This is a genomic window from Mesorhizobium sp. CNPSo 4671 (genome assembly GCF_057784245.1).
Genome location: NZ_JBWLUW010000006.1, coordinates 1 through 25,752, shown reverse-complemented (window position 1 = coordinate 25,752; position 25,752 = coordinate 1). Strand labels below are relative to the sequence as shown.

Here is a 25,752-nt window from a genome sequence, read left to right as displayed (position 1 = left end):
TCCAGCCGTGACGTCGGTGTTCACGGTTTCAGCGGCGTTGTGGATATGGATGGCCGACGATTGCCGCCGGTGACAATCCGCCGTCGACACTGGCACTGTCAGGTAGTTGCCGTGGGGCGCACCGGCCGAGGCCGAAGGGGCAATGCCCACCTACGATGTGCAAACCGTAGCCGCGCCCATGCCAAACCTCGAAAACCTGAAGAAGCAGGCAAAGCAATATCTGCGCTGGCATCGTGATCGATACCATCCGGTCGCAGCCGAGATCAGAGCCGCGTTGCCGCGGTTTCGGCACCTTGATGACAATCAAGTGCTGGAGGCATCATTCAGGCTCAGCGATGCGCAGGAGCTTGTAGCTCGCCAATTGGGTTTCGAGGGATGGCAGGCGCTCAAAGCAGGAGCCCCGGCCATGAACACTCAATTCAAGCACGCGATGACGCCACCGATCCTCAGCGGAACCGAAGCGCAACTTTATGTCACCGACCTCAAGGCGTCTTGCGATTTCTTCACGTCGAAGCTCGGCTTCACAGTCGACTTCGTTTATGGTGACCCACCGTTCTACGGCATGGTCAAGCGTGACCATGCTCGACTTTGCATGCGGCTTGTTTGCGAGCCGGTCTTTGTCGGGAATATACGCCAGCGCGAACACCTTCTGTCGGCTTCGATCACTGTCGATGCCGCAGCGGAGATCAAACAACTCTTTTTGGAGTATCAAGCCGCCGGTGTGAGCCTTGATCCAGACGGCAATCTCATCTTGTTCGCTGGGCCCGCCGATTGAACTCAGCTATTGCGCCTCAAGCGATGGCGGTTGCTCCGCCATCGCCTTGTTCCGCATGGGTCACACCCCGCCCCTCCACCACGCCGCAATGTGGTTGCGTTCAGGTCCTACGAATCGAACGCGCCCGCTTTGACCCATGCGCGATAGCCCGCCAACGATTTCGGCGATGGCTTCGAGGCGGCGAAGCAACTAGCCTGCGGTCGTGCTTGAACTCAGGACCATCAAGAATGACCGCCTCACCTTCCTTTCTCGGCCTTCCCGATCGCCCGATGGCCGCACGCTTCGTGCGGTGATCTTCGGAGCCGGCCACGGCAGTACCTATCCCGGCAAGGACAGCAGCGGCTATGCCTTGGCCGCCGACGCCATCCGTGCGGCCAGCCAGGGTGATGCCCCGCTTGTCGGGCACTGGGATTTCGATCTCGGCGGTCCGTTGTTCGACGACAAGCCGGTGTGCTGCGTCGACGTCGGCGACATCTCGACCATCCTGCACGACAATCCCGAAAACAGGACCCGGATCGAAGCGAAGACGCGCGAAATTCTGTCCTTACCCGCCGTGCCGATCCTGCTTGGCGGTGACGATTCCGTCGTCATTCCGTTCCTAGCCGGCTTTGCCGATCACGGACCGGTCTGGATTCTGCAGATCGACGCCCATATCGATTGGCGCGACGAGGTGCATGGCGAACGTTACGGCTATTCGAGCCCGATGCGAAGGGCGAGCGAGATGCCGCATGTCGCGGGCATGGTGCAAGTCGGCCTGCGCGGCGTCGGCAGCGCGCGCCTCGCTGAAATCGAAGCGGCGCGGCACTATGGCAGCCGTTTCGTGACCGCGCGCGAGGTTCATACTCAAGGCGTGGAAGCAGCACTTCGGCATATTCCGGAAGGCGCACGGGTCGTCGTCACCTTCGACTGTGACAGCCTCGATCCCGGCATCATGCCCGGCGTGGCGGCGCGTACGCCAGGCGGCCTCACCTACACTCAGGCGATCGACCTGGTCGCCGGCCTCGGCAAGCGCGCCAGGATCGCGGGATTCGACCTTGTCGAGCTCTACCCACCCACCGACATGGACGGCCTGTCGGCGCTGACCGCCGCGCGCCTTCTCGTCAATGTGATCGGCACCATCGCCCGAGTTGCTGATTTTAGAGACAGTGCGACGTAATAATCACACCCTCTTTATTGTATTCGTGTATTTTCCTCTTCACTGGACAACGGGACGGGAGGCATTCTGTGAAACGACTTCTTGCAATCATTGCGCTGGCCGGGCTCAGCGCGACCGCGGCGTCAGCAGCGGACATGGCCGCGCCAGTCGCCGGCTCTGCCTATGACTGGAGCGGTTTTTATGTCGGCGCGCATATCGGCGTGGCCAACGGCAACATCACCGCGACGGACGTCACACAGCCGAACGGCGGGTTTTTCACCGACCTGGTCCCCGCCGGAACAGAAGGTTTCGATTTCCGCAATGCGAATATAGCGGGCGGCGTGCATGTCGGTGCCCAATACCAGTGGCAGCAATTCGTCCTGGGCGGCGAAGCGACCTGGACTGCCACGGGGATCCGCAAGGAGATCGTCAGCCCATACTTCCCAGACTCCGACACCGAGACCGGCAAGATCCAGCACTATGCGACGGTGGTCGGCAAGATCGGCTATGCGTTCGACCGTGTTCTGATCTACGCGAAGGGCGGCTACGCCGGCGGCGAGGTCGGGTTCAAGGCCCGGGACAATAATGCTTTGGTCACCTATGAGCAGAATGAATGGCACAATGGCTATGCGCTGGGCATTGGCATCGACTATGCCCTCACCGACAGACTGAGCCTTGGCGTCGACTATACGCATGTCGATCTCGGCTCCAAGACGAGCACCGGATCCAACGTGTTCGACGACGGCTCGCTTGGGGCCAACCCTGAGACCTACGAGACCAAGGCCAGGGTAGATGCGGTGATGGCCCGGCTGAGCTACAAATTCGGCGGCAGCTAACACACCGGATAGACAATGCTTGCCAGGGTTTTGCCCGGCCTCGGCCGGGCTTTCCTACCTGCTGGGAGGCTGTCGAGTCCCCTGCTCCAGGCTGATCCGGTAGCTCAGCGAACGCTTCGCCCCTGGTTCGATCAGCATCACGCCGGGCTTGTCGCTGAATTCGCCGTCGAAACCGGCCGGGCTTGCAATACCGTGCCAGGGTTCGATGCACAGGAACGGCGCGCCGCCGGGCTTGGACCAGATGCCGAGTTCCTTTGTTCCCTGCCATGACATTTCGATCGCCGGGCCACGGTCGGCGGCGTAGCGCACGCTGGTGCTGGCGGGCCGATCCAGGATGACGGCATCGTCATCGAACAGCCGTTCCGACAGCGCAAGCGTCTTGCCTTCGATCGGCGTCGGCTGCCTCGCAGGCAACAGCAGGCCGTCCTTGAGGCGACGGATCGGGGCCGGCTCGGCCTCGGCAAAGGTCAGCCGATAGGCTTCCTTGGGCAATTCCGGCAGCAACGGCCAGTTGAACGCAGGATGTGCCCCAATCGAGGCCGGCAATGGCTCGTCGCCGGTGTTGGCGACCTCCAAGATCACACCAAGCTGCTGGCGGTCCAGCGTATAGGTGACGGCAATGCGAAAGGCGAAGGGGTAGTGCGCGCGCGTGTCGGCGTCGTCGGTGAGGACCAGCGTGCAGGACCGAGGCCCCCTCTCCGCCCAGGTGAACGGCTTGTCGCGGGCGAAGCCGTGCTGCGTCATCGGATAGGTCCGGCCGCGATGGCGCAGTTGGTCGCCCTTCAGCCGGCCGACGATCGGGAACAGCACCGGCGAATGACGCCGCCACTCTGGCCCGGCCTGCCACAGGAACTCAAATCCGTTCGCATCCTGAAGAGAAACCAGTTCGGCGCCCTGCCCGACAATTACAGCCGAAATGCCGTCGCCATGGAGGGTCTGACTGTCCTGTTCCATGTGTCCTCGCGGTTTGAAGGCTGTCGCGAGGCAGACTAGCAAAGGCTTTTGAGGACTCAAGCCGTAGTCAGTCTTGCCGAAACGAATTGTGGCCGGAGGATTTCTCCTCCGGCCACCTCTCCGCATCAAGGGCGAGAATCCCGCCCTTGCCCACAGCGGACAGTCGTTACTCCCGCTCGCCAGTGAAGTTCAGCAGCAGCTGGAAGATGTTGATGAAGTTCAGATAGAGCGAGAAGGCGCCGAAGACGGCCAGCTTCTGGCGCGATTCCGCGTCGAAATTCTCGGCATATTGTTCCTTGATCGTCTGTGTGTCCCAGGCGGTCAGGCCGATGAAGACGGCGATGCCGATCACAGAGATGGCGAACTGCAACGCGGTCGAGCCGAGGAAGATGTTGACGATGCTGGCGATCACCACACCGATCAGGCCCATGATCAGGAACGACGAGAACTGCGTCAGGTCGCGCCTGGTCGTGTAACCATAGAGGCTGGTGGCGCCGAACATGGTGGCGGCGATGAAGAAGGTGCGCGCGATGCTGGTTCCGGTGAAGACCAGGAATACGGAGGCGAGCGACAGGCCCATCACCGCGCAGAAGGCCCAGAACATCGCCTGGGCGCTGGCCGCCGACATGGTCTGCATCTTGAACGAAAACAGCAGGACGAAGGCGAGCGGCGCCAGCATCACCACATATTTCAGCGGGCTGGAGAAGATCGGGACATAGAGCGCCGGCGTCGACGACACCAGGAAGGCGACCAGGCCGGTGACCACGAGGCCAAGGCCCATATAATTATAGACGCGCAGCATGTGCTGGCGCAGGCCCTCGTCAAAGACGGCTCCGGCCTGGGCGCCGGTGCCAACGCGATATCCCAGATTGGGCGTGTTCATTTGCAGTCTCCTTTTTGGATCGGTCAGTAAAGTGTTCTGGCGAGCGTCTCGGCCGCGCGGTCGAGGTCATGAACCCCGCTCTTAGCGACCACCGCATAGGCGACCTCGCCGATCTGGAAGTAGGCCGAGGAAATGTCCCCCGAGGGCGCGACGGTCGGCTTGACCACATCGAAGGTTCCTGGCCGGATCGCAAACAGCGACACCAGGCCCATATCCTTGGTGTCGACCGCCATCTCGACGCTCGGGCCGAAGCGTGACGGATAGATCTGCACGTCGCGCACTTTCCAGTCCTTCGGCAGCGACGGCATGACTATCGCCGTCGCGGCGCGGATTTCGCCGGCGTTGTAATTGGGCGCTTCCGGCTGCGAGGGCATGGTTTCGCGCACCAGCGTCGTCCTGTGTGCCCGCACCGCCTCGTCGACATAAGCGGGCGGCTGCGGCGAAGCGACGACCTTGGTTACAGACATCGGGCCAATGATGCCATTCGCCAGCCAGCCGGCGGCAACGAAGGCGGCAACCGCCGCCGCGCGTTGCAAGACGCCGAAGATGCGGCCACGGACAAGTCCCCTCTCCAGCCGCCGCGCCGCGTCAGCCGTCGCCGGCCGTGCCATGCCCTTGGAACCGGCAAGCGCCACGCGCAGTTCGTCGCGGGTCCGCAGATCCGACATGATGCGCGCGGCGGCCTCCGGACGTGTCGACAGGAAAGCTTCGACCTCGATGCGGCGGGTGACATCGAGCTGCTCGTCGACATAGGCGTCGAGATCGGCGTCGGTCACCGGGTCGACAAGAGCGGTCATTGCTCACCTCCCACGATCCTGAGATGGTTTTTCCCACGCGCCGGGGCGGCTTCTTCCATCTGGCGCAAGGCGGCGCGCGCCCTGCCGATGCGCGACATCAGCGTGCCCAGCGGCACGCCTGTCGCATTGGCCGCTTGGCTGTAGGAAAGCCCTTCGATCGCAACCAGATGCAGCGCCGAACGCTGCTCTTCCGGCAAATTGAAAAAGGCCTCCCGCACCTGCGCCAGTCGCACCGAATGCTCCTGCGGCGCCGGCGTGGCGGCATCGGCGAGGTACCCGGCCTGTTCGATGCGTGACGCTTCCGAGCGGCGCGAACGCACGCGGTCGATAAACGCGTTATGAACGATGGACAGCAGCCAGGCCCGCAGGTTTCCGCCGGAGCGGAAGGTGCCACGCCGCTCATAGGCGCGCACCAGCGCGTCATGCACGAGATCCTCGGCATCCGCGCTGTCGCGCGTCAGCGACTGCGCATAGCGCCGCAGCGATCCGAGCTGCCCTATGATGTCAAAGCGTGGCATCGACCGTTTCATGCCCTGTTTACGGAGCATGTGGGGATCTTAATCCCGACCAGTGCCATTTTCTTTTGCGCCGGATTCGCCGGAGGGTGCGTTTGCATCCCCCTCGCCCAGCGTGGCCCTCAGGGGCGAAGCGGTTTTGCCGATTTGGGCGTAACTACGCCGCAGGCGCGCAAAACCCATCTGCGGCCGTCGCTGCGAAAATCGGTGATGCTCAGCGGCTCGATGTCGATCTTCCCACTAGCGGCAAGCGGGGCACCCAGAACATGCAGGATCGCGGTGCGAATGACGCTGGCATGGGTTATCGCGATCGTATGGCCACGCTCGGCCATCAACCGATCCATCAATGCGGAGGCCCGGCGGGCAACGTCGGCCAGCGACTCGCCGCCATGCGGCGCTGCATGGGGGTCGGTTAGCGATGCGGCGATGTCGCCGGGCTGTTGTGCCTGCACGTCCTCGAAACTCTTGCCGGCCCAGCCTTCATGATTCTGGTCCGCCAGGAGCGGTTCGACCGATGCGTTCAGCGCCAGCGCCTCGGCGGTCTGCCGGGCGCGAAGCGAAGGCGCCGTCCACACGCGGTCGGCACGGCGCAAAGTCCCGCGCATCGCCTTCGCCAGCGTGAGTGATCGCGGCTCCAACGGCTCGTCCGACGGGAACGCCCCCTTCCGGGTCGCGGCCGTGGCGCCGTTACAAATCATCGTCAGCCGTACGAGCATGAAGCTGTCATTCCTTGAACTGCTTTCCTAGTGACGCATACGCTGGGATTAGAATAGCGGCTATCGTTTCGATCGAAAGGCGGCTCCCGTAGGCGCCGCCTTTCGCGTTGAGGCAACCAAAACCGCTGGCGGAGCGCGTTCGATTTGCGTATCACTCCGCCGCGCCAACGGAACCATAATGATGTTCGAAGACCTGCAGCCAGCTCCCGCCGACAAGATCCTGGCCCTGATCGGCCTCTATCGCGCGGATCCGCGCCCCAACAAAGTCGACCTCGGCGTCGGCGTCTATAAGGATCGTGACGGCAAGACGCCGGTCATGCGCGCCGTGCGTGAGGCCGAAAAGCGGCTGCTGAATAACCAGGACACCAAGACCTATTTCGGGCTGGCCGGTGATACCGGCTTCAACGCGGTGATGGCCAAGCTCGCCTTCGGTCCGGGCGCCGACATGACGCGCATCCGGGCGGCACAGGCGCCTGGCGGCTCCGGTGCGCTGCGCCTGGTGGCGGAGCTGCTCAAGCGGACGCGTTCGGACGCCACCGTCTGGCTGTCGGACCCGACCTGGCCGAACCACATGCCGGTGATGCGTGCCGCCGGCCTGCAGATCCGCGAATACCCCTATTTCAACGCGGCCTCGGGTGCGGTTCGTTTCGACGACATGCTGGCAGCGTTGCGGACGGCAGAGAGTGGCGACGTGGTGCTGCTGCATGGCTGCTGCCACAACCCGACCGGCGCCAACCTCGATGCGGCGCAGTGGGAGGCGGTCACCGATCTGGTCGTCGAGCGTGGCCTGCTGCCATTCGTAGACATCGCCTATCAGGGCTTTGGCGACGGGCTTGAAGCCGACGCCCTCGGCCTGCGCCTGCTGGCGGCGAAGGTTCCGGAAATGGTTGTGGCGTCGAGCTGCTCGAAGAATTTCGCCGTCTACCGCGATCGTGTCGGTGCGGCGATGATCCTGGCCAAGGACAGCGCCCAAGCCGATGTGGCTATGAGCCAGATGCTGTCGGCGGCGCGCGCCATGTATTCGATGCCGCCGGACCATGGCGCCGCGGCGGTGCGCATCGTGCTGGAGGACGCCGCCTTGCGTGCCGACTGGGAAGCCGAGCTGGAAGAGATGCGCCTGCGCATGCTGAGGCTTCGTGTGGCGTTCGCCGACGCACTGCGCCGGCAGTCCAACTCCGACCGCTTCGACTTCGTCGCCAGCCATCGCGGCATGTTCTCGCGGCTTGGCCTGACTGAAGCGCAGGTCGAGCGACTGCGTGCCGAGCATGGCGTCTACATGGTCGGCGACAGCCGCATCAATGTCGCCGGACTGCCCGAGGATGGGATGGATGACCTCGCTAAGGCGATCGTCTCCGTACTCGACTGATACGGCTCACCTGTGGACAAGGCGCCCTCGCCGGCTGACAGCATTGGCCGCGCGCCGGGCGGCGCGATAGCATCCGCCGCATGACGCCATCTAAAGACATTTCGCGGCTGATCGAGATCATGGCGGCGTTGCGCGCGCCGAAGACCGGCTGTCCCTGGGACATCGAGCAGGATTTCTCGACCATTGCGCCCTACACGATCGAGGAGGCCTATGAGGTGGCAGACGCCATCGCGCGCGGCGACCTCGACGATCTGCGCGACGAGCTCGGCGACCTGCTGCTGCAGGTCGTCTATCACGCGCAAATGGCCGAAGAAGCCGGTGAATTCGCCTTTCCGGATGTGGTCCAGGCGATCACGACGAAAATGATCCGCCGCCACCCGCATGTCTTCGGCGATGAGGAGGCCCGCAGTGCCGGCATGGCCAAGGGCATGTGGGAAAAGATCAAGGCGCAGGAGAAGACGGAGAAGCGGCAAGCCCGTCTCGCGCGCGGCCTCGACCCCGAAGACAATGGCAAGGGGTTTCTGGACAGCGTTCCGGTCGCCCTGCCCGCTTTGACGCGGGCGCTCAAACTGCAGGAGAAGGCCGCCCGCGTCGGCTTCGACTGGAGCGAAGCTGCCCCTATCCTCGACAAAATCGAGGAGGAGATCGGCGAGTTGCGCGAGGCGCTGGCCAAGGGCGAGACGGCGTCGATCAAGGACGAGTTCGGCGACATGCTGTTCGCCGTCGTCAATCTCGGCCGTCATCTCAAGCTCGATTCGGAAGCCGCGCTGAGCGGCACCAATGAAAAATTCCGGTCGCGCTTCCACTATGTCGAGCGAGCCCTGGAAAAATCCGGCAACACGCTGGAACAGGCCACCTTGGACGAGATGGAAGCGTTCTGGCAGGAAGCAAAAACTGCGAAGTAGGCCTATTGACCGGCAATTCGGGACGGAAAAGCGTTATACACTTTTCCAGCAATTGTTCCGGCCTAGCCGTTGTTTTTACGGCGCAATCGGCTTTCGATTTCCCCGCGGGCGCTTTGCGTGGCCTTGAGCGAGAGGGTGGCGCTGCCATCTTCATTGTCGGTGCGCGAAACGATATCGCCATTGCGGTACAGCCAGTCGACGAGGCCAAATTGTGCCGGCCCGATCGTCACCGTCAGGTCTTCGAGTTCGCCCGCCATACGTGTCTCGATGACCGCCTTCAGCGCATCGATGCCCTCGCCGGTCACCGCCGAAATGGCGATTGGCGGACCTTTGCTGCCGTCGGCGGCATCGGCGAGCAGCCGGCTCCTGTTGCCTTCGTCCAGCAGGTCGATCTTGTTCCAGACTTCGATCACGCGCTTGGTGTCACTGGCGTCGACACCGAGGTCGGCCAGGATGCGCTCGACGTCCTCGGCCTGTGCAGCCGTGTCGGGATCGGAAATGTCGCGCAGATGGATGACGAGATCGGCCTCGACCACCTCTTCCAGCGTCGCGCGAAAGGCCGCGATCAGATGCGTCGGCAGGTCGGAGATGAAACCGACCGTGTCCGACAGGATGATCGGCGTGCCATGCGGCAGGCGCACGCGGCGCAGCGTCGGGTCGAGCGTGGCGAACAGCATGTCCTGCGCCAGCACGTCCGCTCCGGTCAGCCGGTTGAACAGCGTCGACTTGCCGGCATTGGTGTAGCCGACGATCGCCACCACCGGGAACGGCACCTTCTTGCGCTTGGCGCGGTGCAGGTCGCGGGTGCGACGCACTGTTTCCAGCTCGTGCTTCAGCTTGATGATCTTTTCCTGCAACTGCCGCCGGTCGGATTCGATCTGGGTTTCGCCGGGGCCGCCTAGGAAGCCGGCGCCGCCGCGCTGGCGTTCAAGGTGGGTCCAGCTGCGGACCAGGCGGCCCTTCTGGTAGTTGAGATGCGCAAGTTCGACCTGCAGCGTGCCTTCCTTGGTGCGGGCTCGCTCGCCGAAGATCTCGAGGATCAAGCCGGTGCGGTCGAGAACCTTGGCATGCAGTTCCTTCTCGAGATTGCGCTGCTGCACCGGGGTCAGCGGATGGTCGACGATGACCAGTTCCGCGTCGTTCGCCTTGACGATCTCGGCGAACTCTTCGACCTTGCCGCTGCCGAGCAAGGTTGCCGGACGCGGATCGTTGACGGTCACGACGGCCGTATGGACGGGGTCGAGATTGATGGCGCGGGCGAGGCCGACCGCCTCGTCATGGCGAGCATCGGCCGAACGCGTCAGCCGTGGACGGTTCGTCTCGTCGTCGCCGCGCGGCTGGCGGGTAAGCACGGGCACAATGACGACAGCCCGGGTCGGCCCCTTGGCTTCCGTCCCGGGATGATGCGCTGGTTTTCCGCGAACCGTACCGTCCGCGTCCTTCTCACGTGCCAATCAGGCGCCCTGGCTTTCCTCACCATCGAACATCTGAACCGGCTGGCTCGGCATGATCGTGGAAATGGCGTGCTTGTAGACGAGCTGGGAGTGACCGTCGCGGCGCAGCAGCACACAGAAATTGTCGAACGAAGTGACCACGCCGGTCAGCTTCACGCCGTTGATGAGGAAGATGGTGAGCGGGTTCTTGCTCTTGCGAACTGAATTCAGGAACAGGTCCTGAAGGTTTTGCGATCGTTCCGCCATTGTTCTTGTCTTTCGCCGATCCCCTTCGGTTTGCAAGCCAATGCGCCAAATTGTCGGGCACATGTCAAGCGCGCAAACACCGTCTTGTCGTCAGTAACGACAAGCAGAACGAGATATATTGATGTTCATTCCACCTGTGCGGTTATCAGGCTGGACTTTTTTCCGCAATGTCAAAAAAGGCCTGCCGCAACGAAAGTGTCACAGAGCCGGGGTGCCCGTTGGCCACCGGATCGCCGTCAATGGCCACGACAGGCATGGCAATCGTCGTCGCCGAACTGATGAACGCCTCGCGCGCCGCCTTGGCTTCGGCAACGGAAAAACCGCGCTCTTCGATCTTCAGACCGAGCTTCGCCGCCACTTCGAACATGGTTGTGCGGGTGATCCCGCGCAGAATGCCGTGCTCGGCCGGCCTGGTGACCAGGACACCGTCCCGGGTGACGATCCAGGCGTTCGACGAACCGCCTTCCTTGACGTTGCCATCGGTATCGACGAACCACGCCTCCTGGGCGCCGGCCTCCTTGGCTTTCTGCTTGGCCAATACATTGGGCAGCAGTCCGACAGTCTTGATGTCGACCCGGTCCCAGCGATTCTCCGGCACGGTGATGACCGCGATGCCGGTCTCGGCCCGCTTTGCTCCAGCCGCCGGATCTGCCTTTTTGGCAGTGACCACCAAAGACGGCTTGGTGTCCGCCGACGGGAAAACAAAGTCGCGGCTGGCGACACCGCGCGTCACCTGGACATAGACAAGGCCGTTGACGACTTGGTTGCGGTTGACCACTTCGCGCAGGATGAGCGGCAGCACGTTGCGCGCGACCGGCCAGGCGATCGACAGTTCGGTGAGCGAGCGGTTGAGCCGTGCAAGATGGCGCGGCATGTCGACGATGAAGCCTCGCGCCACCTCGCAGACCTCATAGACGCCGTCGGCGAACTGATAGCCGCGGTCCTCGATATGCACGGAAGCGTCGGCGTGAGCGACGTAGCGCCCGTTGACATAGGCAATGCGTGGCATTGGCGACCCCTGGGAAATTCTCGGGCTGTCTTATGCGATTCCGCCGCTGCCGTAACCGGCAAATGGTTGGCCCACACGCGGCTCAATGGAGATGGCGCGCGTCAGACGCCCAGCGACTTCAGTTTGCGGTGCAGGGCGGAACGTTCCATGCCGATGAACTCGGCTGTCTTCGAGATGTTGCCGCCAAAGCGGTTGATCTGGGCGATCAGATAGTCCTTCTCGAACTGTTCACGCGCCTCGCGCAACGGCAGCGCCATGATGTGCTGGTCGGACTGATTCGGCGTTCGCGGCATGACATCGCCGATCTCGGACGGCAAAAGGTCTGCGGTGATCGGCGCGTCGACGTCGTCGCCGCGCGCCAGGATCATCAGCCGCTCGACATTGTTGCGCAGCTGGCGCACGTTGCCCGGCCAATTGTGCGCCTGCAGCACGGCCAGCGCGTCGTCGCCGATGCGGCGCGGCTTGATGCCGGCCTGGCGGGCGATCTGCTTCATGAAATTGTCGACGAGGTAGGGAATGTCCTCGCGCCGCTCGGCCAGCCCCGGCACCATCACCGGAACCACCGCCAGGCGATGGTAGAGGTCCTCGCGGAAACGCCCGTCGGCAATCATGGCTTCCAGGTTCTGCGAGGTCGAGGAGATGATGCGAACATCAACCTTGACCCGCTTGGTGCCCCCTACCCGCTCGAACTGCTGCTCGACCAGCACGCGCAAGATCTTGTTCTGTGTCTCGCGCGGCATGTCGGCCACTTCGTCGATATAGAGGATGCCGCGATGAGCCTCCTCCAGCGCGCCGACCTTGCGCTCGACACCGTTCGATTCGGTGCCGAACAGTTCGATCTCCATGCGCTCGGGCGTGATGTTGGCGGCGCTCAGCGTCACGAACGGCGCGCTCTTGCGCGCCGACAGCGTGTGGATGGCGCGCGCCGCCAGTTCCTTGCCTGATCCCGACGGGCCGATGATCATGACACGGCTGTTGGTCGGCGCGACGCGCTCGATGGTCTGGCGCAGCTGGCTCATCGCCGACGACATGCCGATCAGGTCGAAGGTCTCGCCGCTGCGCTGCTTGAGGTCGGAAACCTCGCGCCGCAACTTCGAGGTTTCCAGCGCGCGCTCTGCAATGAGGATCAGCCGGTCGGCCTTGAACGGCTTCTCGATGAAATCATAGGCGCCACGGCGGATGGCCGAGACCGCCGTTTCGATGTTGCCGTGGCCGGAGATCATCACCACCGGCAGGCTGGGATGCATGGTCTTGATCTCGTCGAGCAGCGCCAGTCCGTCCAGGCGCGAGCCCTGCAGCCAGATGTCGAGGAAAATCAACCTCGGCGCCCGGTCGGCGATGGCGGCCAGCGCGCTATCGGCATCAAATGCCGTACGGGTTTCGTGACCTTCGTCGCTCAATATGCCTGCGACGAGCTCGCGGATGTCTTCCTCGTCATCGACGATGAGAATATCAGACGCCATTACCGACCTTTTCAGTTTCTCTTTCGTGTTCCGTCTTGCCTTCGCCGCGCAACGGCGTGGCGGCAGCCGGCGGCAGGATGATGCTGATCATCGCCCCGCGGCCGCCATGGAAGTCCGCGGGCGCATCATGAAGTTCCAGCCTGCCGCCATGGTCCTCCACGATCTTCTTGACGATAGCGAGACCGAGCCCGGTGCCCTTCTCGCGCGTGGTCATATAGGGCTCGAGCAGCCGTTGGCGATTCTCGCGCGGCAGGCCTTTGCCATTGTCGATGACGTCGATTCGAATCGCGCCATTCTGACGGCCGGCTTGAATCCGGATTATGCCGTGCGAACCGTCCTTTTGTTCCAGTCCGTCGATCGCCTCCGCGGCGTTCTTGATCACATTGCCGAAAGCCTGCGCCAGAAGGCGGCTGTCGAACGTGCCCTTGAGCGGTTCGTTGCCGAAAACCCGCTCGAAGGTGATGTCGGCGCGGCTGACTTCGACCAGGAACGACGCCTCGCGTAGCGATTCGCGCAGATCGATGGCCTTCATCTCCGGCTTGGGCATGCGCGCGAAGGCGGAGAATTCGTCGACCATGCGGCCGATGTCCTCGACCTGCCGGATGATGGTGTCGGTACACTGGTCGAAAACCTCGCGGTCTTCGGTGATGACCTTGCCGTAGCGGCGCTTGATGCGCTCGGCCGAAAGCTGGATCGGCGTCAGCGGGTTCTTGATCTCGTGGGCGATGCGGCGCGCCACATCGGCCCAGGCGGAAGAACGCTGCGCCTGAACCAGATCGGTGATGTCGTCGACCGTCACGACGTAGGATTTTTCCTCCGAGCCGTCGTCGCCCGCCTCGATGGTGATCTGCACGTTGAAGGTACGCTCGGTTCCGGCGCGGAAGAATGTCACCTGCTCGCGATAGACGGGCTTGCCCGACTGGCGGCCGATTTCGAAGACGCGGCCGACATGCGGCAGAATGGCGGAAAGATTCTGCCCGAGTGCGGCACTGGCGGAGATGGCCAGCATCGATTCGGCTGAACGGTTGACGATGGTGACGATGCCGTAGGGATCGACGCCAATGACACCGGCAGTGACGCCCGCGAGCACGGCTTCCGAAAAGCGCCGCCGCTCGTCGATCAGGTCCTTTGCCGACAAGATCTCGTTGCGTTGCGATTTGAGCTCCAGCAACATCTTGTTGAAGGTATCGCCGAGCGAGGCGACATCGCCGTCCGAAGGCCTGACGGGAACCGCGACGTCGAGATTGCCGGTCGCCACCTCATCGGCGGCACCGATAAGCTGGCGAATGGGCCGCACGAGACGGTCGGCGACGGCAATGCCGGTCCAGATTGCCGACAGGATGATGATCAGGGTCAGCGATAGGTAGGGCAGCGCGAAGGCCACTTGCGAGGTGCGCCTGTTGTCTTCGAGGTTGCGGTATTCGTCGGTGTTGGACCTGACGATCTGCCGCGCCTTGATCACCTCGGGATCGACAAGGCGGATGGTGTAGAGGTAGAGGCCCTCGATCTCGCGCAGCTTGACGATGGCGCCCATGATGTTGCGGGTGCGCGGCTCGATCAGCACCGGTTTTCCTTCGGTGGCGCTGCTGACTGAGCCTTCCGGCGGTTCCGGCATGGCGAAGTCGGCATCCGTCTTGGCGCTCATGACGAACGAGCCGTCGGGCTTGATCAGCGCCGCATGGGCCAGCGACCGGCCCACCGCCTCCTTGTTCAGGAGGTCGAGAAAGCCTGTGCGATCAAGGCCGTAGAGCGTGCGCGACGCATCGAGGTCATAGGCCATCGACAATGTCGTGCCCTGCAAATTGCGGGCATTTTCCTGAACATAGGCATCGGCGATCGACAGCGAGGAATTGACGATTGTCTTGGTGCGGATCTCGAACCAGCGGTCGAGGCCGATGTCGAGCGTGATCGAGGCGATGATCGCCACCATGATGGCGGGGATGGCGGCGACCAGCGCGAACATGGCGACGATGCGCACATGCAGGCGCGAGGCCGCCTTGCCGTGCCGGCGCGCCATGACGATGCGATGCACCTCGCGTCCGACCAGCGCGCTGAGGAAAAGCACGAAGGCGGCGTTGAGCGCGATCAGCGCCCAGGTCGTCCTGGCGTCAGGCGCGATCGGCGTCGCGCCGACCAGGATGGTGAACGAAATGGCGGCCATGACCAGCGCGCCGACGACCGCCACGACGCCGGGCAGCGCCAGCAAACGGCGCCCGTCGCGCGCGCCGGGTTCGCTGAAAAGCGGTTGGTTGAGTACAGGTGCCTGCGGAGCCATGTCGCCGTCTGGGAGCCAATGATTGCGTCCGATCTATGCAACGCATTGTGGCGATTATGCAACAAGTGTGACAATGGCGGAAATGTTTCGCCGCTCAGTCCCCTGAAAAGAGTGCGTCAGATCAGCGCTCAGCCCGGCCGCGACGATTTGTAGACGTTGACGCCCAGTTCGCGAATCTTCTTGCGTAGCGTGTTGCGGTTCAGCCCCAGCAGTTCCGCAGCCTTGATCTGGTTGCCGCGGGTTGCCGTCATCGAGGCCAGGACCAGCGGATATTCGACTTCGGACAGAATGCGCTGGTAGAGCCCGGCGGGCGGCAATTCGCCGGCAAACGAGGCGAAATAACGCTGCAGGAAATGCTCGACCGCCTGGCCGATGGAGAGGTCGTCGGGAATGAGGTTGCCGCCGCCGGGTACCACGGGGCGCTCGCCGGTCTTCAGTTCCGCCTCGATGATCTCGGCGGAAATCTCGTCCTGCGAATAGAGCGCGGCAAGCCGGCGAACGAGGTTTTCCAATTCGCGCACATTGCCCGGCCAGGGGTAGCGCTTCATGAGTTCGATGCCGCCGGAAGAGATGCGCTTGGTCTGCAGCCCTTCCATCTCGCCAAGCTTGAAGAAGTGGCGCACGAGGTCGGGCACGTCCTCGGAACGCTCGCGCAATGCCGGCAGCCTGAGCGGCACGACGTTGAGGCGATAGAACAGATCCTCGCGGAACAGTCCCTGGTTGATCAGCGTGCGCAGATCCTTGTTGGTGGCGGCGACGATGCGCACATCGGTCTTGATCGGCGTGCGGCCGCCGACCGTGGTGTATTCGCCCTGCTGCAGGACGCGTAGCAGGCGCGTCTGCGCCTCCATCGGCATGTCGCCGATCTCGTCGAGGAACAGCGTGCCGCCCTCGGCCTGCTCGAAACGGCCGGTGGAACGGTTCTGGGCACCGGTGAAAGCGCCCTTCTCGTGGCCGAACAGCTCCGATTCGATCAGGTCGCGCGGGATTGCCGCCATGTTGATGGCAACGAACGGCCCGCCGCGACGGCGGCCATATTCGTGCAGGGCGCGCGCCACTAGTTCCTTGCCGGTGCCGGATTCGCCCGAGATCATCACCGTCAGGTCAGTCTGCATCATGCGCGCCAGCATGCGGTAGATGTCCTGCATGGCCGCCGAGCGGCCGACCAGCGGCATGGTTTCAGGCTGCTCATCCGGCCGCGCATCGATCTTCGGCCGCCTTGGCTCCGACAGCGCCCGGTTGACGATGTTGAGCAGTTCGGTCAGGTCGAACGGTTTTGGCAGATATTCGTAGGCACCGGTCTCGGAGGCGCGGATCGCCGTCATGAATGTGTTCTGGGCGCTCATCACGATGACCGGCAGTTCCGGCCGTGCCTTCTTGATGCGCGGCAGCATGTCGAAGGCGTTCTCGTCCGGCATCACCACGTCGGTGATGACGAGGTCGCCCTCGCCGGCCGCCACCCAACGCCACAAGGTCGAGGCGTTGGAGGTGACGCGCACTTCATGACCGACGCGCGAGAGAGCCTGATTGAGCACCGTGCGGATCGCCGCGTCGTCATCGGCGACGAGAATATTGCCGCGAACCGTCATTTGCGGTCTCCTTCACCGTCTTCTTCAGCGCCGAACGGCGTTTCCTTCCAGGCCGGCATCAGGATGCGGAAGGTGGTTCCGCGTGGGGTCGAATCGCATTCGATGATGCCGCCATGCTCGCCGACGATCTTGGCGACCAGCGCCAACCCCAGCCCCGAGCCGTTCGGCTTGGTGGTGATGAAGGGATCGAACAGGATCGGCAGAATGTCCTCCGAGACGCCGGAGCCATTGTCGCGCACGCAGAACTCCAGCGGCAACGAGACACGGTCCTGTGTGCCTGGAACCGAAACGCGAATGCCCGGCCGGAAGGCGGTCGACAGCACGATCTCGCCCTGCGGGTCGCTGCCGATCGCCTCGGCGGCGTTCTTGACCAGGTTCAGGAACACTTGGATCAGCTGGTCGCGGTTGGCGAATACCGGAGGCAATGATGGATCATAGTCCTCCAATATCCTGACTTTCTTGGCAAAACCGTTCTTGGCGATCGCCTTCACATGGTCGAGCACGACATGGATGTTGACGGGATAACGATCGATCGGCCGCTCGTCGGAAAACACCTCCATGCGATCGACCAGCGAGACGATGCGGTCCGTCTCGTCGGTGATCAGCCGGGTCAGCGCTCGGTCTTCGTCGGAGGCAGACAATTCGAGCAACTGCGCGGCGCCGCGGATGCCGGAGAGCGGGTTCTTGATCTCATGGGCAAGCATCGCCGCCAGGCCGGTCACCGAGCGCGCCGCACCGCGATGCGTCATTTGCCGGTCGATCTTGTCGGCCATCGACCGCTCCTGGAACATGACCACGACGGCCCCCGGGAATTCCGGCACCGGCGCGACATAAAGATCGACGACCTTCTCGATGCCGAGGCGTGGCGACGACACGTCGACCCGATATTCGTTGACCGGAGCCCGGCGCTCGCGCACCTGATCGACCAGCGTCAGCAGCGGGCTGCCGAAGGGAATCAGCTTGGACAGGGTGTTGCGCGCCAGCATGGTCGCGCTGGAGCGAAAGAAGTCCTCGGCATCAGCATTGGCGAAGGTGATGAACCCTTCCTCGCTGATCATGATCACCGGTCGACGGATGGTGTTGAGGACGATCTGGGCGGCATTCGGCGTCTCGATGCCTTGGCCAGCGGTGGCGTTCATGCGGCGCTCCGCAGGTTCAAGGGTTGCGGATCACGCGAGAACACATTGCGCAGCAAGGCAATGACGCGGGCCGGCTCGAACGTGGTCAGGATGGCTTTTCGGTCGTCATCGGCGACGCCGACGGCATGGCGATCGAAATACCAGCCCAGATGCTTGCGCGCCTGGCGCAATCCGCTCTCGACGCCATAAAGCGCCAGCATGTCCTCGTAATGGGCGACGATATAATCGGCCAAAGCCGTGGGATTCTGCGGCACGTCGGAGGCTGTTTCGCCTGCCGCCGCGGCTGCGATGCCACCGGCGATCCACGGCGCGCCGTAATGCGCGCGGCCGACCATCACCGCATCGGCGCCGGATTGGTCTAGGATGGCGGCGGCCTCGGCGGGAGAGCAGACATCCCCATTGGCAACGACCGGTATGGACACGGCGTCCTTGACGCGGGCGATGGCGCGCCAGTCGGCCTTGCCCTGATAGAACTGGCAGCGCGTGCGGCCGTGCACCGTCACCATCTTGACACCCGCCTGCTCGGCACGGCGCGCCAGGACGGGCGCATTGAGCGCGCCTTCGTCCCAGCCGAGCCGCATCTTGACCGTCACCGGTACCTTGACCGCGCCGACCACGGCCTCGATCAGCGACAGCGCGTGCTCGAGATCCAGCATCAATGCCGAGCCGGCATAACCGCCGGTGACCTTCTTGGCTGGGCAGCCCATGTTGATATCGATGATGTCGGCGCCCTCGCCGGCGGCGATGCGCGCGCCCTCGGCCATGTGTGCCGCTTCGCGGCCGGCCAGCTGCACCATATGGACGGGGAGGCCGGAATGACGTATGCGCAGGTCGAAGCCGGTCCTGCCCTTGGCGAGTTCGCCGCTTGCCACCATTTCGGACACGACCAGGCCCGCGCCATGCGCATGGGCGCGTCGCCGGAAAGGCTCGTCGGTGATACCCGACATCGGCGCGAGGAATACGCGATTGCGGATTTCCACGCCGCCGACGTCGAGAGGCGCGGCCAATTTGGTCAGGTTAACCATGCACAAAAACCAAGCACGTCCATTCGTTGCACATTCTCTAGCCATATCGGCCGCAATGTGCAACGCGGAATGACGCCACATTAAGGCGCAATTGGGAAAATCCCGGCCTTCGATTTTTTGCCGCAACCAGGGCCCGCGCGTCCTTCAAGATGCTTTGGAGTTCATATTTGACGCACGATCTTTTTGGAAAACCAATTACACTTTTGGGGATCGTGCGCTAAGCCAATCGCCATGACTGACGGAACTGAAAACGCAAGCGCGACAGGTGGGGTTGCGGTGGTGATTGTCGCCGCCGGCCGCGGCGCGCGTGCCGGACAGGCCAACGGACCCAAGCAGTACCAGAACATCGGTGGTCGAGCCGTCATTGCGCATACGCTGGAGATGTTTCTGGCGCATCCGCGAACCGGCCGGATTGTCGTCGCCATCCACGCCGACGACCACGAACTGTTTCGGCAGGCGGCGGGCACCCAGGCTCGGCGTGTCACCGCCGTCATTGGCGGGCCGACCCGGCAGGAGTCCGTCCGGCTGGGGCTGCTTGCGCTCAAAGACCACGCGCCGGACCAGGTTCTGATTCATGATGCCGTCCGACCGTTCGTCGACGCGGACTTGATCGACCGCACCATCGCCGCCATCGGCGAGAACGAGGGGGCGTTGCCCGCCCTGCCCGTCGCCGACACGCTGAAGCGCGAGTCGGCTGCCGGCGTGGTCGCGGAGACCGTTTCCCGCAGCGGGCTCCATGCGGCGCAAACACCGCAAGGGTTCCCCTACGGGCCGATCCTTGCCGCACACGACAAGGCCCATCAGCTGGGCCGGCTGGACTTCACCGACGACGCGGCCATCGCCGAATGGGCGCATATTCCGGTCAAGCTGGTTCCCGGCTCACCGGACAATGTCAAACTCACCTGGGCACGGGACATCGCGATGGCGCACCAGCGGCTTTCCAGCGAACGCACACACTTCCCCGACATCCGCACCGGCAACGGCTATGACGTCCACGCCTTCGAGCCTGGCGATCATGTCACCCTGTGCGGCGTCGCCATTCCGCACGGCAAAAAACTGTCCGGCCATTCCGATGCCGATGTCGGCCTGCACGCCTTGACCGATGCGCTGCTGGCGACCTGTGGCGCCGGCGATATCGGCACGCATTTCCCGCCGTCCGATCCGCAATGGAAGGGTGCTGCGTCGCGGATCTTCGTCGAGCATGCGGCCAAAGTGGTGCGCGAGCGCGGTGGACGCATCGCCAATGCAGACATCACGCTGATCTGCGAGGCGCCGCGCGTCGGCCCGCATCGCGAGGCGATGACGGCAGCCCTGTCGCAGATGCTGGGCATTTCCGCCGACCGCATCTCGATCAAGGCGACAACCAATGAGAAACTCGGCTTTGTCGGTCGCGAAGAAGGCATCGCCGCGATCGCCACCGCCAGCGTGGTGTTTCCTGGCGAGGTGCCGGAATGAGCAACGCCGAGCTCGCAAACGCCCTGCTGCTCGCCTGCCAGCGACGCGGCATCATGCTGGCGACAGCCGAGAGCTGCACCGGCGGCCTGATCATCGCCGCGCTCACCGACATTGCCGGCTCCTCCGCCGTGGTCGACCGCGGCTTCATCACCTATTCCAACGAAGCCAAGATGGAGATGCTCGGCGTTTCCGCCGAAACACTTGACGCGCACGGAGCCGTGTCGCGCGAAACGGTGCTGGAGATGGCGGCCGGCGCGCTGGCGCATTCGCGCGCGAGCCTTTCTCTTGCCGTCACCGGCATTGCCGGCCCAAGCGGCGGTTCGGCCGACAAGCCGGTCGGTCTCGTCTGGTTCGGCCTTGCGCTCACCGACCAGCCGGTTGTCGCCGAGCGCCAGCTGTTTGGCCACAAGGGCCGCGAATTCATCCGGCACGAAACGGTAAGACACGCGCTGCAACTCGGCCTGCGCGCGCTTGGATAAAGCGCGGATTCACCGCGATAGCGTCAGGCCGGCTAGAGTGTTTCACCGTTTCATGGAAACGGAGAAACGCTCTAACTCTTTGTTTTGACGCAATCCCAGGCGGAAAACCGCTCACACTTTTCCTGGAATTGCTCTAAACGCCGTAGATGATGTCGGCACGCTTCTCGAAGGCCTCGGAAAACATGCGGAAGCCGCGGTCGAACATCGTTCCCATCAGCACGCCGAGAATGCGGCTCTTGAACTCGTAGTCGATGAAGAAGTGGACCTCGCAACCGCTGCCGGCCGGGTCGAAGCGCCAGATGTTGCTGAGGTATTTGAACGGGCCGTCGATATATTTGACGTCGATGGTCTTCTCGTCGGGCTTCAGCAGCACCTGCGTGGTGAAGGTCTCGCGGATCGCCTTGTAGCCGATGCTCATGTCGGCGAGGAGAACAGTGCGTCCGTCACGTTCCTTGCGCGAACGCACCGTCAGCGCTTCGCAAAGCGGCAGGAATTGCGGATAGGCCTCGACATCGGCAACCAATGCAAACATCTGCTGCGGCGTATGGGCAACGCGGCGGGTGGCTTCGAATTTCGGCATACAACCAGCGCTAGACCGATTTCTGGAGCTGCGCTTCCCGCGCCGCGCGCAGTCGGGCGAAATCGTCGCCGGCATGGTGCGATGAGCGCGTCAGCGGGCTCGATGCCACCAGCAGGAAACCCTTGGTCCGGCCGATCGTCTCGAAGGACTTGAACTCCTCGGGGGTGACGAAGCGGATCACCGGATGGTGCTTCTTCGACGGCTGCAGATATTGGCCGATGGTCATGAAGTCGACATTGGCCGAACGCAAATCGTCCATAAGCTGCAGGATCTCATTCCGCTCCTCGCCCAGGCCGACCATTATGCCGGACTTGGTGAAGATCGAGGGGTCGAGTTCCTTGACCCGCTGCAACAGCCGGATCGAGTGGAAATAGCGGGCGCCCGGCCGAACCGTCAGATAGTTCGACGGCACGGTTTCGAGATTGTGGTTGAAGACGTCGGGCTTCGCCGCCACGACGATCTCCAGCGCGCCGTCCTTGCGCAGGAAATCGGGCGTCAGAATTTCGATCGTTGTTGAGGGCGTCGCCGCGCGGATCGCCCGGATCACTTCGGCGAAGTGCTGCGCGCCGCCATCGGCGAGATCGTCGCGGTCGACCGAGGTGATGACGACGTGGCTGAGCCCCATCTGCTTGACGGCATGCGCGACACGGGCCGGCTCATCGGCATCGAGCGCGGTCGGAATGCCGGTGGCGACATTGCAGAAGGCGCAGGCGCGCGTGCAGATTTCGCCCATGATCATGAAGGTGGCGTGCTTCTTTTCCCAGCACTCGCCGATGTTGGGGCAGCCGGCCTCTTCGCAGACCGTCACCAGCTTATGCGATTTCACGATCTCGCGTGTCTCGGCGTACCCTTTTGAGACCGGCGCCTTGACGCGGATCCAGTCCGGCTTGCGCAACACCTCCTGGTCGGGCTTGTGCGCCTTCTCGGGGTGCCGCAGCCGCGGCGCGTTGGCGATCGTGTCGAGGACAGTGACCATCTGAACCCTGGCTTTTCTTGCGACCGCCCGTCGGCGATCGTCACTTTTACGTCATCTAGGACTTTTCGGCACAAAGAAAAAGGCTGCAGCGGCGCATGCCGCTACAACCGTTTTCGCATAGAAGGGAACAATATCGGCTAGCGGCGCACCAGGCGACCGACCCAGATCAGCAGGCAGGCACCGATGAAGCCGGTGATCAGATAAGCGATCCAGCCGACGCCGAACGGGCCGACATTGAGCGCTTGAAGGATGGCGTTCAACACGACCGCACCAACGATGCCCATGACAATGTTCATGAAAATGCCGGTGTTGCTCTTCATGAACATTTCGGCGAACCAGCCTGCCAAGCCGCCGATGATGATGGCTGCGATCCAGCCCACGCCGTTCAAGTGCATATGCCTTCTCCTTGCGCATGTAAAAATGCATCCGGAAACGAACTGCCTTGCCGCCGAGTTCCCAGGGCGTTCGCGGCTGAGTCTCCTGCGGCGAATCTATCATGCGTTCAAGGCGCGGCCATAGGCGTCGAGCACGCTTTCCTTCATCATCTCCGACAGTGTCGGATGCGGGAAGATGGTGTGCATCAGTTCTTCCTCGGTCGTTTCGAGGTTCATAGCCACGACAAAGCCCTGGATCAGCTCGGTCACTTCGGCGCCGACCATATGGGCGCCGAGCAACTGACCGGTCTTCTTGTCGAAGATGGTCTTGATGAAGCCCTGGTCCTCGCCCAGCGCGATCGCCTTGCCGTTGGCTGCGAACTGGAAGCGGCCGACGCGGATATCCTTGCCCTCGGCCTTGGCCTTGGCTTCCGTCAGGCCGACGGAGGCGACCTGCGGGTTGCAATAGGTGCAGCCGGGGATCTTGAGCTTGTCGATGGCGTGCACGCCGGGGAAGTTCGCGATTTTCTCCACGCACACAACGCCCTCGTGTTCGGCCTTGTGAGCAAGCATGGGCGGGCCGGCGACATCGCCGATGGCGTAGATGCCCGGCACATTGGTCTTGCCGTAGCCGTCGACGACGACGCAGCCGCGGTCGGTCTTCACGCCGAGCGCTTCGAGGCCGAGGTTCTCGATATTGCCCTGCACGCCGACGGCCGAGATCATGCGGTCGGCGGTGATCTTCTCGACCTTGCCGTCCTTCATCTCGACATGCGCGGTGACCGAGTTCGCGCCCTTCTCGACCTTGGTCACCTTGGCTTCGAGGATGATCTTCATGCCTTGCTTCTCGAACTGCTTTTGCGCGAATTTCGAGACTTCGGCATCCTCGACCGGCATTACCGCCGGCAGCAGTTCGACCACCGTCACGTCGGCGCCCATGGTGCGGTAGAAAGAGGCGAATTCGATGCCGATGGCGCCCGAGCCCATCACCAGCAGCGACTTCGGCATCTCCTTCGGCACCATGGCTTCGAAATAGGTCCAGATCAGCCTGCCGTCCGGCTCGATGCCGGGCAACGCGCGCGGGCGCGCACCGGTCGCCAGGATGATGTGCTTGGCGGTGTAGGTGCCCTCGCCTTTGACGCCCTTCGGCACCGGCGGCTGCGGCTCCATTGGCTTCTTGGCCGTCTTGGAGACGACGACCTCGCCGGGCTTCGACAGCTTGGCTTCGCCCCAGATGACGTCGACCTTGTTCTTCTTCATCAGGAAGGCAACGCCGCCATTGAGCCGCAGCGAAACTTTGCGCGAGCGGTCGACGACGGCGGCGGTATCGGCGCTGATCTTGCCACCTTCGAGCTTCAACCCGTAATCCTTCAAGTGATCGGAATAGTGCATGATCTCGGCCGAACGCAGCAACGCCTTGGTCGGGATGCAGCCCCAGTTGAGGCAGATGCCGCCGAGATGCTCGCGCTCGACGATCGCCGTCTTGAAGCCAAGCTGGGCGGAACGCACCGCCGTGACATAGCCGCCGGGGCCTGAGCCGATGATGATGACGTCGTAGTTCTCAGCCACGGATTTTCTCCTTCAATCACAATTCCAGCACGCCGCGCACGACTGGCGCCAATGCCGTGCCGATGCTGCGCGTATTCTCTGCATCGAGATGGACGCCGTCGAGCGGTGTACATCTGGCGACGGTCGCGGCATCAAAAAAGCCGCAGCCCAACTCCTCGGCGGCGATTTGATAAAAGCCGGCGAGCTTGGGCGACTCGATTGCGCCCGTTCCCAGCATTTCGGCGTAGTCCGCCTTGCGGGTCTCCACGATATGCGGAGGCGAAACCAGGATAATTTTGGGGGCGACACCGCCGAATGGATAAGCGTGCCCTCGCACGATCTCAACGAGGCGCCGCATGCCATAGGACGCTATGACGGCGCTGCCGTGTATAGACGGCTTCATGTCGTTCGAGCCAAGCATCATGACGATCAGATCGATCGGCGAATGCGTGCTCAGGACCGTCGGCAATACCCGCGCGCCGTTTCGGTCCGCGGCCGACAGGAAGTCGTCATAGGCTGTGGTGCGACCGCCCAGTCCCTCGGCTATGACGCGGAAGCCCGGTCCGAGCGCTGTCGCCAGCGCGGTCGGCCATTGATCCTCATAGTCATGTCGACCCAAAGTCTCCGGGTTGTGTCCCCAGGTCAGCGAGTCGCCGTAGCAAAGAACTGTCTTCATGCACTCACACCCATTTGTGCTTTGATCAAACCGCGTCTCACGCGCCAGCGCACGAACAGCCATTGCAAAATGATGGTCACCAGGCCCGGCAGACCAAGGCCGGCTACCATTGGAATGTCCTTCTTCACCACCGCGGCGCTGCTATCGCTGTAGAGGATCAGCGCGATCAACAGGACGAGCAACACCACAAAAACAATCAGTGTCCACTTGCCTGTCCTGGCCGCGGCCGCAACCGGATCATTCATCAACTGCGCCACGAAGAAGACGAAGGTGACGACACACGTCACCAGCACCGAGAACATGAAGACGATGATGTATTCTTCCTCGGCACCAGTAGCGACGGCCAGTTGCTGCGCGACCAGGCCGCCGACAAAACCCGAAAGGATGAAGGCAAAAAGGCTGGTGAAGAATTTCCGCACCGCCTTTTCCCTTCCTAGACCAGCATGCCCATCGGGTTCTCGATGAGCCGCTTGAAGGCGACCAGCAGTTCGGCGCCGAGCGCTCCGTCGACGGCGCGATGGTCGGTCGACAAGGTCACCGACATGACAGTCGCGATTTTGATCTCGCCATTCTTGACCACCG

General features: G+C 63.1%; 26 protein-coding genes and 1 pseudogene. 7 read left to right on the top strand and 20 right to left on the bottom strand.

All coding sequences use genetic code 11. From position 1 onward, the window contains the following. Positions 1–178: 178 nt before the first annotated feature. From AC04SF_RS18170 to AC04SF_RS18160, 3 genes and pseudogenes are all read left to right on the top strand, one after another. Positions 179–775 carry a VOC family protein gene (locus AC04SF_RS18170; RefSeq protein WP_488479182.1) on the top strand — a complete coding sequence of 199 codons (597 nt, stop codon included), beginning with the start codon at positions 179–181 and terminating at the stop codon, positions 773–775. Positions 776–1,002: 227 nt separating this feature from the next. Further along, positions 1,003–1,931: pseudogene (locus AC04SF_RS18165) on the top strand (agmatinase). Between the two features lie 68 nt (positions 1,932–1,999). Continuing rightward, positions 2,000–2,746, top strand: coding sequence for an outer membrane protein (locus tag AC04SF_RS18160; RefSeq protein ID WP_488478948.1), 747 nt, complete (start codon positions 2,000–2,002; stop codon positions 2,744–2,746). Between the two features lie 54 nt (positions 2,747–2,800). On the opposite strand, the gene AC04SF_RS18155 is transcribed toward AC04SF_RS18160, so the two are convergent. From AC04SF_RS18155 to AC04SF_RS18135, 5 genes are all read right to left on the bottom strand, one after another. Next, the gene (locus AC04SF_RS18155) at positions 2,801–3,700 is read right to left on the bottom strand and encodes an aldose 1-epimerase family protein (protein WP_488478947.1); all 900 of its coding nucleotides are present in this window, start codon (positions 3,698–3,700) and stop codon (positions 2,801–2,803) included. A gap of 166 nt (positions 3,701–3,866) precedes the next feature. After that, entirely contained in the window at positions 3,867–4,583 is a 717-nt protein-coding gene (locus AC04SF_RS18150; RefSeq protein ID WP_095203348.1) for a Bax inhibitor-1/YccA family protein, read from the bottom strand. Positions 4,584–4,606: 23 nt separating this feature from the next. Then, the gene (locus tag AC04SF_RS18145; protein WP_096445853.1) at positions 4,607–5,380 is read right to left on the bottom strand and encodes an anti-sigma factor family protein; all 774 of its coding nucleotides are present in this window, start codon (positions 5,378–5,380) and stop codon (positions 4,607–4,609) included. Further along, a complete protein-coding gene (locus tag AC04SF_RS18140) occupies positions 5,377–5,928 on the bottom strand; it encodes a sigma-70 family RNA polymerase sigma factor (RefSeq protein WP_488478946.1) in 552 nt (183 codons plus the stop codon). The genes AC04SF_RS18145 and AC04SF_RS18140 overlap by 4 nt, the downstream gene beginning before the upstream one ends. An 89-nt stretch (positions 5,929–6,017) precedes the next feature. Beyond that, entirely contained in the window at positions 6,018–6,611 is a 594-nt protein-coding gene (locus AC04SF_RS18135) for a histidine phosphatase family protein (RefSeq protein WP_488478945.1), read from the bottom strand. Between the two features lie 181 nt (positions 6,612–6,792). Between AC04SF_RS18135 and AC04SF_RS18130 the strand changes: the two genes are divergently transcribed. Beyond that, the gene (locus tag AC04SF_RS18130; RefSeq protein ID WP_488479181.1) at positions 6,793–7,977 is read left to right on the top strand and encodes an amino acid aminotransferase; all 1,185 of its coding nucleotides are present in this window, start codon (positions 6,793–6,795) and stop codon (positions 7,975–7,977) included. A gap of 80 nt (positions 7,978–8,057) precedes the next feature. Next, on the top strand, positions 8,058–8,882 hold the full coding sequence (gene mazG / locus AC04SF_RS18125; protein WP_488478944.1) for a nucleoside triphosphate pyrophosphohydrolase: 825 nt from the start codon (positions 8,058–8,060) through the stop codon (positions 8,880–8,882). Between the two features lie 62 nt (positions 8,883–8,944). Here the strand turns inward: mazG and hflX are convergent, their stop codons facing one another. The 8 genes from hflX to dusB all read right to left on the bottom strand — a co-directional run bounded on the left by hflX (position 8,945) and on the right by dusB (position 19,082). Further along, positions 8,945–10,336 carry a GTPase HflX gene (gene hflX / locus AC04SF_RS18120; RefSeq protein ID WP_488478943.1) on the bottom strand — a complete coding sequence of 464 codons (1,392 nt, stop codon included), beginning with the start codon at positions 10,334–10,336 and terminating at the stop codon, positions 8,945–8,947. After that, positions 10,337–10,582 carry an RNA chaperone Hfq gene (gene hfq / locus AC04SF_RS18115; RefSeq protein ID WP_006202172.1) on the bottom strand — a complete coding sequence of 82 codons (246 nt, stop codon included), beginning with the start codon at positions 10,580–10,582 and terminating at the stop codon, positions 10,337–10,339. It lies immediately after the preceding gene. A gap of 145 nt (positions 10,583–10,727) precedes the next feature. After that, positions 10,728–11,591, bottom strand: coding sequence for a D-amino-acid transaminase (locus AC04SF_RS18110; RefSeq protein ID WP_488478942.1), 864 nt, complete (start codon positions 11,589–11,591; stop codon positions 10,728–10,730). 101 nt (positions 11,592–11,692) lie between these two features. Next, the gene (gene ntrX / locus AC04SF_RS18105; RefSeq protein ID WP_096445838.1) at positions 11,693–13,054 is read right to left on the bottom strand and encodes a nitrogen assimilation response regulator NtrX; all 1,362 of its coding nucleotides are present in this window, start codon (positions 13,052–13,054) and stop codon (positions 11,693–11,695) included. Next, a complete protein-coding gene (locus AC04SF_RS18100) occupies positions 13,044–15,329 on the bottom strand; it encodes a sensor histidine kinase NtrY-like (RefSeq protein ID WP_488478941.1) in 2,286 nt (761 codons plus the stop codon). The genes ntrX and AC04SF_RS18100 overlap by 11 nt, the downstream gene beginning before the upstream one ends. 128 nt (positions 15,330–15,457) lie before the next feature. Continuing rightward, positions 15,458–16,918, bottom strand: coding sequence for a nitrogen regulation protein NR(I) (ntrC, locus tag AC04SF_RS18095; RefSeq protein WP_019858034.1), 1,461 nt, complete (start codon positions 16,916–16,918; stop codon positions 15,458–15,460). Further along, a complete protein-coding gene (locus AC04SF_RS18090) occupies positions 16,915–18,057 on the bottom strand; it encodes a two-component system sensor histidine kinase NtrB (RefSeq protein ID WP_096445831.1) in 1,143 nt (380 codons plus the stop codon). The genes ntrC and AC04SF_RS18090 overlap by 4 nt, the downstream gene beginning before the upstream one ends. Beyond that, a complete protein-coding gene (dusB, locus tag AC04SF_RS18085; RefSeq protein WP_488478940.1) occupies positions 18,054–19,082 on the bottom strand; it encodes a tRNA dihydrouridine synthase DusB in 1,029 nt (342 codons plus the stop codon). Before dusB ends, AC04SF_RS18090 begins: the two co-directional genes overlap by 4 nt. 231 nt (positions 19,083–19,313) lie before the next feature. Between dusB and AC04SF_RS18080 the strand changes: the two genes are divergently transcribed. Beyond that, positions 19,314–20,537 (top strand): bifunctional 2-C-methyl-D-erythritol 4-phosphate cytidylyltransferase/2-C-methyl-D-erythritol 2,4-cyclodiphosphate synthase, encoded by a 1,224-nt coding sequence (locus AC04SF_RS18080; protein WP_096445826.1) that lies wholly within the window; start codon positions 19,314–19,316, stop codon positions 20,535–20,537. Further along, positions 20,534–21,016 carry a CinA family protein gene (locus AC04SF_RS18075; RefSeq protein WP_488478939.1) on the top strand — a complete coding sequence of 161 codons (483 nt, stop codon included), beginning with the start codon at positions 20,534–20,536 and terminating at the stop codon, positions 21,014–21,016. The genes AC04SF_RS18080 and AC04SF_RS18075 overlap by 4 nt, the downstream gene beginning before the upstream one ends. Before the next feature lie 133 nt (positions 21,017–21,149). On the opposite strand, the gene AC04SF_RS18070 is transcribed toward AC04SF_RS18075, so the two are convergent. The 7 genes from AC04SF_RS18070 to AC04SF_RS18040 form a co-directional block, all read right to left on the bottom strand. Continuing rightward, positions 21,150–21,596, bottom strand: coding sequence for a type II toxin-antitoxin system RatA family toxin (locus AC04SF_RS18070; protein ID WP_488478938.1), 447 nt, complete (start codon positions 21,594–21,596; stop codon positions 21,150–21,152). Positions 21,597–21,606: 10 nt separating this feature from the next. Continuing rightward, positions 21,607–22,572, bottom strand: a complete 966-nt coding sequence (gene lipA / locus AC04SF_RS18065; protein WP_488478937.1) for a lipoyl synthase — start codon at positions 22,570–22,572, stop codon at positions 21,607–21,609. 137 nt (positions 22,573–22,709) lie between these two features. Then, a complete protein-coding gene (locus AC04SF_RS18060; protein WP_292185575.1) occupies positions 22,710–22,967 on the bottom strand; it encodes a GlsB/YeaQ/YmgE family stress response membrane protein in 258 nt (85 codons plus the stop codon). A gap of 99 nt (positions 22,968–23,066) precedes the next feature. Continuing rightward, on the bottom strand, positions 23,067–24,515 hold the full coding sequence (gene lpdA / locus AC04SF_RS18055) for a dihydrolipoyl dehydrogenase (RefSeq protein ID WP_488478936.1): 1,449 nt from the start codon (positions 24,513–24,515) through the stop codon (positions 23,067–23,069). A 16-nt stretch (positions 24,516–24,531) separates the two neighbouring features. Beyond that, a complete protein-coding gene (locus AC04SF_RS18050; protein ID WP_488479180.1) occupies positions 24,532–25,170 on the bottom strand; it encodes an SGNH/GDSL hydrolase family protein in 639 nt (212 codons plus the stop codon). Then, positions 25,167–25,589 (bottom strand): hypothetical protein, encoded by a 423-nt coding sequence (locus AC04SF_RS18045; protein ID WP_488478935.1) that lies wholly within the window; start codon positions 25,587–25,589, stop codon positions 25,167–25,169. Before AC04SF_RS18045 ends, AC04SF_RS18050 begins: the two co-directional genes overlap by 4 nt. A 14-nt stretch (positions 25,590–25,603) precedes the next feature. Continuing rightward, positions 25,604–25,752, bottom strand: a 149-nt coding sequence (locus AC04SF_RS18040) for a 2-oxo acid dehydrogenase subunit E2 (protein ID WP_441940751.1), incomplete at its 5' end; no start/stop codon positions are given.

What these genes read in the sequence shown, in the direction of transcription:
- AC04SF_RS18170 (WP_488479182.1), top strand. Translation starts at nt 179, where the DNA reads ATGCCAAACCTCGAAAACCTGAAGAAGCAGGCAAAGCAATATCTGCGC.
- AC04SF_RS18155 (WP_488478947.1), bottom strand. Translation starts at nt 3,700, where the DNA reads ATGGAACAGGACAGTCAGACCCTCCATGGCGACGGCATTTCGGCTGTA.
- AC04SF_RS18150 (WP_095203348.1), bottom strand. Translation starts at nt 4,583, where the DNA reads ATGAACACGCCCAATCTGGGATATCGCGTTGGCACCGGCGCCCAGGCC.
- AC04SF_RS18145 (WP_096445853.1), bottom strand. Translation starts at nt 5,380, where the DNA reads ATGACCGCTCTTGTCGACCCGGTGACCGACGCCGATCTCGACGCCTAT.
- AC04SF_RS18140 (WP_488478946.1), bottom strand. Translation starts at nt 5,928, where the DNA reads ATGCTCCGTAAACAGGGCATGAAACGGTCGATGCCACGCTTTGACATC.
- AC04SF_RS18135 (WP_488478945.1), bottom strand. Translation starts at nt 6,611, where the DNA reads ATGCTCGTACGGCTGACGATGATTTGTAACGGCGCCACGGCCGCGACC.
- AC04SF_RS18130 (WP_488479181.1), top strand. Translation starts at nt 6,793, where the DNA reads ATGTTCGAAGACCTGCAGCCAGCTCCCGCCGACAAGATCCTGGCCCTG.
- mazG (WP_488478944.1), top strand. Translation starts at nt 8,058, where the DNA reads ATGACGCCATCTAAAGACATTTCGCGGCTGATCGAGATCATGGCGGCG.
- hfq (WP_006202172.1), bottom strand. Translation starts at nt 10,582, where the DNA reads ATGGCGGAACGATCGCAAAACCTTCAGGACCTGTTCCTGAATTCAGTT.
- AC04SF_RS18110 (WP_488478942.1), bottom strand. Translation starts at nt 11,591, where the DNA reads ATGCCACGCATTGCCTATGTCAACGGGCGCTACGTCGCTCACGCCGAC.
- ntrX (WP_096445838.1), bottom strand. Translation starts at nt 13,054, where the DNA reads ATGGCGTCTGATATTCTCATCGTCGATGACGAGGAAGACATCCGCGAG.
- AC04SF_RS18100 (WP_488478941.1), bottom strand. Translation starts at nt 15,329, where the DNA reads ATGGCTCCGCAGGCACCTGTACTCAACCAACCGCTTTTCAGCGAACCC.
- ntrC (WP_019858034.1), bottom strand. Translation starts at nt 16,918, where the DNA reads ATGACGGTTCGCGGCAATATTCTCGTCGCCGATGACGACGCGGCGATC.
- AC04SF_RS18090 (WP_096445831.1), bottom strand. Translation starts at nt 18,057, where the DNA reads ATGAACGCCACCGCTGGCCAAGGCATCGAGACGCCGAATGCCGCCCAG.
- dusB (WP_488478940.1), bottom strand. Translation starts at nt 19,082, where the DNA reads ATGGTTAACCTGACCAAATTGGCCGCGCCTCTCGACGTCGGCGGCGTG.
- AC04SF_RS18080 (WP_096445826.1), top strand. Translation starts at nt 19,314, where the DNA reads ATGACTGACGGAACTGAAAACGCAAGCGCGACAGGTGGGGTTGCGGTG.
- AC04SF_RS18075 (WP_488478939.1), top strand. Translation starts at nt 20,534, where the DNA reads ATGAGCAACGCCGAGCTCGCAAACGCCCTGCTGCTCGCCTGCCAGCGA.
- AC04SF_RS18070 (WP_488478938.1), bottom strand. Translation starts at nt 21,596, where the DNA reads ATGCCGAAATTCGAAGCCACCCGCCGCGTTGCCCATACGCCGCAGCAG.
- lipA (WP_488478937.1), bottom strand. Translation starts at nt 22,572, where the DNA reads ATGGTCACTGTCCTCGACACGATCGCCAACGCGCCGCGGCTGCGGCAC.
- AC04SF_RS18060 (WP_292185575.1), bottom strand. Translation starts at nt 22,967, where the DNA reads ATGCACTTGAACGGCGTGGGCTGGATCGCAGCCATCATCATCGGCGGC.
- AC04SF_RS18050 (WP_488479180.1), bottom strand. Translation starts at nt 25,170, where the DNA reads ATGAAGACAGTTCTTTGCTACGGCGACTCGCTGACCTGGGGACACAAC.